At 70.8% G+C, this 7,094-nt stretch carries 8 protein-coding genes; 4 read left to right on the forward strand and 4 right to left on the reverse strand.

What is annotated here, in order from left to right; genetic code table 11:
• A partial coding sequence (locus ACFDTH_RS16550; RefSeq protein ID WP_375288663.1) for a thiamine pyrophosphate-binding protein occupies window positions 1–769 on the reverse strand: 769 nt, incomplete at its 3' end.
• A 56-nt stretch (window positions 770–825) separates the two neighbouring features.
• Between ACFDTH_RS16550 and ACFDTH_RS16555 the strand changes: the two genes are divergently transcribed.
• Window positions 826–1,746: an SMP-30/gluconolactonase/LRE family protein gene (locus ACFDTH_RS16555; protein ID WP_375288664.1), complete on the forward strand. Its 921-nt coding sequence runs from the start codon at window positions 826–828 to the stop codon at window positions 1,744–1,746.
• Window positions 1,747–1,751: 5 nt separating this feature from the next.
• Here ACFDTH_RS16555 and ACFDTH_RS16560 read toward each other — a convergent pair whose 3' ends face one another.
• Window positions 1,752–3,065 carry an alginate export family protein gene (locus ACFDTH_RS16560; RefSeq protein ID WP_375288665.1) on the reverse strand — a complete coding sequence of 438 codons (1,314 nt, stop codon included), beginning with the start codon at window positions 3,063–3,065 and terminating at the stop codon, window positions 1,752–1,754.
• Window positions 3,066–3,145: 80 nt separating this feature from the next.
• On the opposite strand from ACFDTH_RS16560, the gene modA reads away from it, so the two are divergent.
• Genes modA through ACFDTH_RS16575 form a run of 3 tightly spaced genes read left to right on the forward strand, consistent with a single transcriptional unit; the run spans window position 3,146 to window position 5,167 of the window.
• Entirely contained in the window at window positions 3,146–3,898 is a 753-nt protein-coding gene (gene modA, locus ACFDTH_RS16565) for a molybdate ABC transporter substrate-binding protein (RefSeq protein ID WP_375288666.1), read from the forward strand.
• Entirely contained in the window at window positions 3,895–4,581 is a 687-nt protein-coding gene (modB, locus tag ACFDTH_RS16570; RefSeq protein ID WP_375288667.1) for a molybdate ABC transporter permease subunit, read from the forward strand. Before modA ends, modB begins: the two co-directional genes overlap by 4 nt.
• The gene (locus ACFDTH_RS16575; RefSeq protein ID WP_375288668.1) at window positions 4,571–5,167 is read left to right on the forward strand and encodes an ATP-binding cassette domain-containing protein; all 597 of its coding nucleotides are present in this window, start codon (window positions 4,571–4,573) and stop codon (window positions 5,165–5,167) included. The genes modB and ACFDTH_RS16575 overlap by 11 nt, the downstream gene beginning before the upstream one ends.
• Window positions 5,168–5,312: 145 nt before the next feature.
• Here the strand turns inward: ACFDTH_RS16575 and ACFDTH_RS16580 are convergent, their stop codons facing one another.
• Window positions 5,313–6,578 (reverse strand): cell wall hydrolase, encoded by a 1,266-nt coding sequence (locus ACFDTH_RS16580; RefSeq protein WP_375288669.1) that lies wholly within the window; start codon window positions 6,576–6,578, stop codon window positions 5,313–5,315.
• Between the two features lie 93 nt (window positions 6,579–6,671).
• Window positions 6,672–7,094, reverse strand: a 423-nt coding sequence (locus ACFDTH_RS16585; protein WP_375288670.1) for a pyridoxal-phosphate dependent enzyme, incomplete at its 5' end; no start/stop codon positions are given.

Here is a 7,094-nt window from a genome sequence, read left to right on the forward strand (position 1 = left end):
GGCCGTAGCCGAGATTGCCGGCGTAGGCGGGGCAATCGTTGGGGATCGCATCCTGCCGACGGAAGGCGGCGACCAGCGGCACGCCGGTGCGCACCGCCCAGTCGGCGATATCCTGCCCGGCGGCCTGATCCCAGCCCGCACCGCCGACGATCGCCACCGGCCGCTCGGCGGTGGCGAGCAGGTCGGCGAGCTGGCCCATCGCCTCGGGATCGGGCGCCTGCACCACCGGCTCGACCCGCGGGCGATCGATCGCCTCCACAGCATCGAGCAGCATGTCCTCGGGCAGCGCCAGCACCACCGGGCCGGGGCGGCCGTTCACCGCCACGGCATAGGCGCGCGCGACATATTCGGGGATGCGGCGCGCATCGTCGATCCGCGCGGCCCATTTCGCGACCGGCGTGAACATTGCCGCGAAGTCGATCTCCTGGAACGCCTCGCGATCGCGGGTGCCGCGATCGACGTCGCCGATGAACAGGATCATCGGCTGCGAATCCTGCATCGCGACATGCACGCCGATCGACGCATTGGTCGCGCCGGGGCCGCGGGTGACGAAGGCGATGCCGGGGCGCCGGGTCAGCGTGCCGTCCGCGCAGGCCATGAAGGCGACGCCGCCCTCCTGCCGGCAGGTGATCACCTCGATCTCGGGCGTGTCGACCAGTGCGTCGAGCACGGCGAGGAAGCTCTCGCCCGGCACGGTGAAGATGCGGTCGCAGCCCTGGGCGACGAGCTGATCGACGAGGATGCGGCCACCGGTGCGAAGCTGGGTCATGGACTCCGCTTAGCGTGCGGCTACGATGCCCGCAAAACAAAGCGAGGGAGAGGATGATGGCGGAGTTCACGCTCGTCGCGGATGGCCTGCGGTTTCCGGAAGGGCCGGTGTGGATGCCCGATGGCAGCATCGTGCTGGCGGAGATCGAACCGGGGCGGATCACGCGGGTGCACCCGGGTGGGCGCAAGGAGACGGTGGCGGAGCCGGGCGGCGGACCCAACGGCTTGGCGATGGGCCCGGACGGCAAGCTCTATTGCTGCAACAATGGCGGGTTCAGCTGGGTGGAGAATCGCGGCATGCTGGCGCCGCACGGGATCGCGGCGGACTATGCCGGCGGGCGAATCGAGCGGATCGACCCGGAGACCGGCGACGTGGAAACGCTCTACAAGTCGGGCGACTTCGGCTGCACGCTGCGCGGGCCGAACGACATCGTCTTCGATGATCACGGCGGCTTCTGGTTCACCGATCACGGCAAGGTGGATTATGCGAAGCGCTGCCATGATGTCGTCGGCATCTTCTACGCCAAGGTGGACGGCAGCCACCTGGAGGAGGTGATCTTCCCCAGCCAGAACCCCAATGGCATCGGCCTCTCGCCCGCGGGCGACGCGCTCTATGCGGCGGAAACCTACACCTGCCGGCTGATGAAGTTCGTGGTGACGGCGCCCGGCAAGGTCGCGCCCGATGCGGGGCCGGGCGGGCCGGGCATCCCGCTCTACCGGCCGGCGGGGTACAAATTCTTCGATTCGCTGGGGATGGAGGCGGGCGGCAACATTTGCGTCGCCACGATCGGCGAGAGCGGGATCAGCGTGGTCTCGCCGGCAGGCGAACTGGTGGAGTTCGTGGCGACCGACGACGTGTTCACCACCAACATCTGCTTCGGCGGGGCGGACATGAGGGACGCGTTCATCACGCTTTCGGGAACCGGCCGGCTGGTGAAGACGCGCTGGGCGCGACCGGGGCTGAAGCTGCGGTACTGATCCGCTCAGAAGCCGGCGGTCAGCTCGACATAGGCATAGTGGGTGTCGCCGGTCTGCGGGGCGTTGGGGGCGTCCTCCAGGAAGCGGCCCTTGGCGAGGATCAGCGCGCCGACCGCGAGCCGCAGCTTCTCGGCGAGCGTCCGCCGCACGCGGGCGTCGATCTGCATGCCGGCCCATTTGCCGGCCGCGCCGGCCGCGTCGCGCACGCCGGTGACCGCGAACTGATCGGTCGCGGAGGCGAGCCAGAGAGGGCGGGCGGTCACCTGCGCGTCGCTGCGCTTGCCGGGCTTCATGTCCAGCCGCGCGAAGGGGCTGACGATGTTGGTGCGGCTCAGGGCGCCATAATAGCTGGTCGGGCCGAAATCGAAGCCGCGGGCGGAATAGAGCGGGTCGAAGCGGGTGAATGTCGCGCTCGATCCGTCGCCAGAGCCGAAATCAAGCCCGAGCGCGGGGCGCAGCTGCCAGCCGGAGCGGAAGGTGTAGCCCGCCTCGGCATGGACGAAGCCGGCAGCCACCTTGCGGTCGATCCGGTCGGTGGCGGCGGTGGACTGGCGGGCGCGGCCCCATTGGTAGGCGCCTTCCACATCCCAGTCGAAGGTGCCCGCTTTCGGCAGTTGGACGAGGCGCAAACCCGCGGTCCACAGGTGACGGTTGCGGGTGGGGATGTCCGCATCGTCGCGCTCGGCCAGGCGCAGGAGCGTGCCCTGCACCTCGCCCGCGCCGGGCAGGTCGGCATGGCCATAGGCGCCGAAGAAACGCGGCGCGCCGCGCTCCCGGTTGAGCGCCTGGCCATTGTCCTGGAGCCGGTCGGGCTCGTCGGGCAGGCGGGCCTGGGGCAGCATCCAGAACAGGGTGGCGCCGCGCGCCTTGTCGCCCAGCACCGCCTGCACGCCGGTGAAGCTGTTGATCGTGTTGCGGAAGGCGTTGCGCGCGACGAGGCGGCGCGAGCCGAGATTGAGCGTGAAGCGGCCGGCGATCAGCTTCGCCTGGTCGGACAGGTCGGTGGCGATGTACGCCTGGATCGGCTCCAGCGTGTCGACCTCGGTGGTCGAGACCGAGGAGCCGGTCCGCTCGAAGAAGCTGCGCGCGTCGATCATCTCGCCGCCGATGCGGATCCGGCCTGCATCATATTCGGCGGCCAGCAGCACGCGGGTGAGCAATGCCACGTCCGAGTCGGCCACGCCCGGGCGGAACTGGCCGTCCAGCGCCTCGACGCGGGCGCGGATCTCCAGCGAGACGTCGAGCTTGCCGTCCTCCGCCTGTACGGCGCACGGGAACAGGAGCGCCGCGGCAAGCGACGCCGAGAAGATGAACCGCACATCTCTACCCCTAGACACGCCGGCTGGCCTGCCGGCGCGATCCTTCTATATGCCGCAAAATGCGGAAAGGGAGCGCTTCCATGAGATTTCTCGTCGCGTGCGCGATGGTGCTGGGCGCAATCCTGGGCGGCCCGGCGGAGGCGCAGCGCAAGGGCCCGCTGGTGCTGGCGGCGGCGAGCCTGCAGGAATCGATGACCGCGGCGGCGGATGCCTGGGCGAAGCAGGGGCATCCGCGGCCGGTGATCTCCTTCGCCGCCTCCTCGGCACTGGCGCGGCAGGTGCAGGCGGGCGGCGCGGCGGACCTGTTCGCCTCGGCCGATCAGGAATGGATGGACGTGCTGGACAAGGCCGGGCTGCTGGCGCCGGGCACGCGGGCGACCTTCCTGGGCAACCGGCTGGTGGTGGTGCAGCCGGCAGGCGGGCGTGACCGGCTGCGTGTGGCCACGCTTGCGGCGGCGCTGGCCAAGGGACCGGTGGCCATGGCGGATCCGGATGCGGTGCCGGCGGGCAAGTACGGCAAGGCCGCCCTAGAGAAGCTTGGCGCCTGGGCGCAGGTGGCGCCGCATGTGGTGCGCGGCGAGAGCGTGCGCGCGGCGCTGGCGCTGGTGGAGCGGGGCGCGGCGCCGTTCGGGATCGTCTATGCGACCGATGCGAAGGCCTCGGCGAAGGTGCGGGTGGCGGGGCTATTTCCGACGAGCAGCCATCCGCCGATCACCTATCCGGTGGCGCGGCTGAAAGCGTCTGCCAATCCCGAGGCGGAGGGCTTCCGGCGCTTTCTGACCTCGCGTGCGGGCAAGGCGATCTTCGCGCACTACGGCTTCAGCCCGCGTTGAGCGACGGCGCGGTCTGGCAGATCGTGTCGCTGTCGCTGCTGGTCGGCGGCGTCGCGACTTTGGCGGCGCTGCCGGTCGCGTTCGCGCTCGCCTGGCTGCTCGCGCGCGGGCGCTTCCCGGGCAAGGTGGTGCTCGACGCCGCGGTGCATCTGCCTTTGGTGCTGCCGCCGGTGGTGACCGGGTGGCTGCTGCTGCTCGCCTTCGGGCCGAACGGGCCGGCGGGGCGGGTGCTCGCCGATCTGGGTACGGGCGTGCTGTTCCGCTGGACCGGCGCGGCGATCGCGGCGGGGGTGATGGCGCTGCCGCTGATGGTGCGCGCGATCCGGTTGTCGATCGAGGCGGTGGACCGGCGGCTGGAACAGGCATCGCGGACTTTGGGGGCGGGGCGATGGCAGACGTTCGTGCGGATCACGCTGCCGCTGTCGCTGCCCGGCGTGCTGGCCGGCGCGGTGCTGGGCTTTGCGCGGTCGATTGGTGAATTTGGCGCGACGATCACCTTCGTGAGCAACGTGCCGGGCGAGACGCAGACCCTGCCGCTCGCCATCTATGCCGCGCTTCAGCGGCCGGGCGGCGAGGCGATGGTGTGGCGGCTGGCGGCGGTATCCGTGGCGCTGTCGCTGGCGGCGCTGGTCGCGTCCGAGTTGCTGGCGCGAAGGGCGGGGCGGGGCGTGCATGTCCTTTGACGTGGACGTGACATTGCGCCGGGGCGAGGCGCAGGTGGCGTGCGCCTTTGCCGTAGATGGCGGCGCAACGGTGCTGTTCGGCCCCTCGGGCGTCGGCAAGACCAGCGTGCTGCACATGGTGGCGGGGCTGCTGCGGCCCGACGCGGGGCATGTGCGCGTGGCGGGGCGGACTCTGTTCGGCGACCGCGTCAACCTGCCGCCCGAGCGGCGGCGCGCGGGTTACGTCTTCCAGGAGCCACGGCTGTTCCCGCACCTGCGGGTGCGCGCCAACCTGCTGTATGGTGCGCCGCGCGGGGCCGATCCGCGGCCGATCGCGGACACGCTGGACATCGCGCATCTGCTGGATCGCTGGCCGCGTACGCTTTCGGGCGGCGAGGCGCGGCGGGTGGCGATCGCGCGCGCGCTGCTCAGCGACCCCGCCTTCCTGCTGCTCGACGAGCCGCTCGCGTCACTGGACCGCGGGCGGCGCGAGGAGGCGATGCGCGCGATCGAGCGGGTGCGCGACGAGACCGGCCTGCCGATGCTGATCGTCACCCATGATCCGGAGGAGGCGGAACGGCTGGGGCACCGGATCGTGCGGATGTGAAGGATCGATCCTGCTCTCGAAAGATGTCGAAGAACAGGCGCACCGGTTCAATCACCTCCTCCGTCATCCCGCGGAATTCCGCTTCTTTCTGTCTTCTCGGCTGAGGCAAGACAGCGGGGCCCCGGATCAGGTCCGCGGCGACGGTTCAGGGTTGTTGGCTGGGACTCGACCCGCCGTTGGTTGCTGCAGCTTCCGGCATCGGCACCGGCTTCCTCCGCACACCTTCCAGCTCCGCCGGGCCGCGGGCGGGTTCCTCGTCGGCGACGGGCGGCGGCGGGGCCATGCGGATCGCGGCGCGCTTCATGCACTGGCCAGCGGCGCGCTTGAACTCGCGGCAGTTCCACAAGGTGCGTTCGAGATTGGCGCCGCGGTCGCGCAGGTAGCTGAACGACATCGCCGCCATCTGCTGCGGCGACATGGCGGCGGTGAAGGGCATCGCCTCCACATCCGTCCAGCCCATGAACTTGCACCGCTCGCGCTCGCCGCAGGAGGCCTGCGCCATGGCGGCGAAGGTGTCCGCCTGGGCGGGATTTAGGCTGGTAATGAAGGTGTTCGGCTCGCTGGGCAGTGGCATCGCCGTGCGGCCAAAAAAGGGTGTTGCGGCGAGCACCGCGCCGTCGGCATCGGCGAGCGCCGCGCCCAGCTTGTGCGCGTCCGACAGGAAGGCGAGCTTGGCGATCGGCGGCTCGGCGAGCAGTGGCGTGCGGTTGAACGCGGGGCGGGTGCCCCACCAGCCGGTCCAGCGGAAGAACAGGTGGGTGTGGACCTCGGCGATCTTGTCGAGGCTGCTGGACCAATAGGGAACCACCCAGTCGGTGTGATAGTGGGTGGCGAGGCCGACGGTCTTGTCGACATGGCCGGACAAGGCGCGCGACGCGATCTCGCGGGCGCGGCGCCACGCCGCTTCCGAGGGCGTGCGGCGCAGTGCGCCGTCGCAGGTGAAGGTGAACTGGCAGCCGGTGGCGCGCTCGGCCCCCTGGAAGACGACGCCGCACACGCTCTTGGGGAAGGCGGGGTGGCGGAGGCGGTTGAGCACCACCTGCGCCACCGCCTGCTCGCCGACCGCATCATCCCCCGCCTCGTAGAACGCAGCGGCGGCGAGGCAGTCGGTAGCGCGGGCGACCTCGTCCGCCCCGCCCAGCATGCGATAGGGGCGGGCGGGTTCGACGCCATCCGCGACGAACGGCACCCCGGCGTTGAGCGCGCGCGCATCGGCGGGGGCGAGGTTCTGGTACTCGACCGGCTCGACATCGGGGAGAACGGTGGGTGGGACGACCGTCTTGGGGCGAGCCACAGCCTTGGGGCGCGGCGGGAGAGGCGGCGGCGCCCAGCGGATCACCGCGAGCGGCAGCGCGATCGCGGCGAGCGCGATCAGGGCGAGGATGAGGTGGAGGGGGCGGATGCGGCGCAATCGGATCGCTTAAGCAAGGATGTGCTCCCGCGAAGGCGGGAGCCCAGTTTGGGTCCCCGCCGTCGCGGGGACACAAGGTTGATGGGCCGTGGCTCAGCTTTCCGGCAGGAAGTCCGGCACCGACAGGTAGCGCTCGCCGGTGTCGTAGTTGAAGCCGAGCACGCGCGCGCCGTCGGGCAGGTCGGGCAGCTTCTGGAGGATGGCGGCGAGGGTGGCGCCCGAGGAGATGCCGACCAGCATGCCTTCCTCGCGCGCGGCGCGGCGGGCCATGTCCTTGGCGACCGCGGCATCGACCTCGATCACGCCGTCCAGAACCTTGGTGTGAAGGTTCGCCGGGATGAACCCCGCACCGATGCCCTGGATCGGGTGAGGGCCGGGCTGGCCACCCGCGATCACCGGCGAGGCCTGCGGCTCGACCGCGAACACCTTCAGGTTCGGCCAGACCTTCTTGAGCGTCTCGGCGACGCCGGTGATGTGGCCGCCGGTGCCGACGCCGGTGATCAGCACGTCGATCGG

Origin of the sequence: Sphingomonas sp., from assembly GCF_042096255.1 — a bacterium.
Lineage (GTDB): Bacteria > Pseudomonadota > Alphaproteobacteria > Sphingomonadales > Sphingomonadaceae > Sphingomonas.